The 2,506-nt window shown below is 57.3% G+C and carries 1 rRNA gene; it reads left to right on the plus strand.

Features of this window, described 5'->3' with window-relative positions:
* A 23S ribosomal RNA gene (locus ACIBAI_RS28890) occupies nt 1-2,476 on the plus strand; the annotation flags it as partial.
* Nucleotides 2,477-2,506 lie beyond the last annotated feature (30 nt).

Here is a 2,506-nt window from a genome sequence, read left to right on the forward strand (position 1 = left end):
TCTCGTGACTGCGTGCCTTTTGAAGAATGAGCCTGCGAGTTTGCGGTGTGTTGCGAGGTTAACCCGGGTGGGGTAGCCGTAGCGAAAGCGAGTCCGAAGAGGGCGGTTGAGTAGCACGCTCAAGACCCGAAGCGGGGTGATCTAGCCATGGGCAGGTTGAAGCGGAGGTAAGACTTCGTGGAGGACCGAACCCACCAGGGTTGAAAACCTGGGGGATGACCTGTGGTTAGGGGTGAAAGGCCAATCAAACTCCGTGATAGCTGGTTCTCCCCGAAATGCATTTAGGTGCAGCGTCGTGTGTTTCTTGCCGGAGGTAGAGCACTGGATAGGCGATGGGCCCTACCGGGTTACTGACCTTAGCCAAACTCCGAATGCCGGTAAGTGAGAGCGCGGCAGTGAGACTGTGGGGGATAAGCTCCATGGTCGAGAGGGAAACAGCCCAGAGCATCGACTAAGGCCCCTAAGCGTACGCTAAGTGGGAAAGGATGTGGAGTCGCAGAGACAACCAGGAGGTTGGCTTAGAAGCAGCCACCCTTGAAAGAGTGCGTAATAGCTCACTGGTCTAGTGATTCCGCGCCGACAATGTAGCGGGGCTCAAGCGTACCGCCGAAGTCGTGTCATTGCAGCATGAGGCCCAACGGCCGCTGTGATGGGTAGGGGAGCGTCGTCTGCCGGGTGAAGCAGCACCGGAAGGTAGTTGTGGACGGTTGACGAGTGAGAATGCAGGCATGAGTAGCGATTCACACGTGGGAAACGTGTGCGCCGATTGACCAAGGGTTCCTGGGTCAAGCTGATCTGCCCAGGGTAAGTCGGGACCTAAGGCGAGGCCGACAGGCGTAGTCGATGGATAACCGGTTGATATTCCGGTACCCGCTGTGAAGCGATCAACATCGAACCAGGCGATGCTAAGTCCGTGAGACCGCCCGCCGCCGGCTTTGCCGTCGGTGGGAGTGGTGGAGCCGACGAACCAGACCTGTAGTAGGTGAGTGATGGGGTGACGCAGGAAGGTAGTCCAGCCCGGGCGGTGGTTGTCCCGGGGTAAGGGTGTAGGACGTCGGGTAGGTAAATCCGCCTGGCACATAGTCTGAGACCTGATGCCGAGCCGATTGTGGTGAAGTGGATGATCCTATGCTGTCGAGAAAAGCCTCTAGCGAGTTTCATGGCGGCCCGTACCCTAAACCGACTCAGGTGGTCAGGTAGAGAATACCGAGGCGTTCGGGTGAACTATGGTTAAGGAACTCGGCAAAATGCCCCCGTAACTTCGGGAGAAGGGGGGCCATTCCTGGTGACGATCTTCACGGTCTGAGCTGGGGGTGGCCGCAGAGACCAGCGAGAAGCGACTGTTTACTAAAAACACAGGTCCGTGCGAAGCCGTAAGGCGATGTATACGGACTGACGCCTGCCCGGTGCTGGAACGTTAAGGGGACCGGTTAGCTCACTTTCGGGTGGGCGAAGCTGAGAACTTAAGCGCCAGTAAACGGCGGTGGTAACTATAACCATCCTAAGGTAGCGAAATTCCTTGTCGGGTAAGTTCCGACCTGCACGAATGGCGTAACGACTTCTCGACTGTCTCAACCATAGGCCCGGTGAAATTGCACTACGAGTAAAGATGCTCGTTTCGCGCAGCAGGACGGAAAGACCCCGGGACCTTTACTACAGTTTGATATTGGTGTTCGGTTCGGCTTGTGTAGGATAGGTGGGAGACTGTGAAGCGGGCACGCCAGTGTTCGTGGAGTCGTCGTTGAAATACCACTCTGGTCGTGCTGGATGTCTAACCTGGGTCCGTGATCCGGATCAGGGACAGTGTCTGATGGGTAGTTTAACTGGGGCGGTTGCCTCCTAAAGGGTAACGGAGGCGCCCAAAGGTTCCCTCAGCCTGGTTGGCAATCAGGTGTTGAGTGTAAGTGCACAAGGGAGCTTGACTGTGAGACCGACGGGTCGAGCAGGGACGAAAGTCGGGACTAGTGATCCGGCGGTGGCTTGTGGAAGCGCCGTCGCTCAACGGATAAAAGGTACCCCGGGGATAACAGGCTGATCTTCCCCAAGAGTCCATATCGACGGGATGGTTTGGCACCTCGATGTCGGCTCGTCGCATCCTGGGGCTGGAGTCGGTCCCAAGGGTTGGGCTGTTCGCCCATTAAAGCGGTACGCGAGCTGGGTTTAGAACGTCGTGAGACAGTTCGGTCCCTATCCGCTGTGCGCGTAGGAGTCTTGAGAAGGGCTGTCCCTAGTACGAGAGGACCGGGACGGACGAACCTCTGGTGTGCCAGTTGTTCTGCCAAGGGCATGGCTGGTTGGCTACGTTCGGGAGGGATAACCGCTGAAAGCATCTAAGCGGGAAGCCTGCTTCGAGATGAGGACTCCCACCCACTTGATGGGGTAAGGCTCCCAGTAGACGACTGGGTTGATAGGCCGGATCTGGAAGCACGGTAACGTGTGGAGGTGACCGGTACTAATAGGCCGAGGGCTTGTCCATAGAGGCTCGCGTCCACTGTGTTGGTTCTGA

Origin of the sequence: Streptomyces sp. NPDC051041 (genome assembly GCF_044456065.1) — a bacterium.
GTDB lineage: Bacteria > Actinomycetota > Actinomycetes > Streptomycetales > Streptomycetaceae > Streptomyces > Streptomyces glaucus.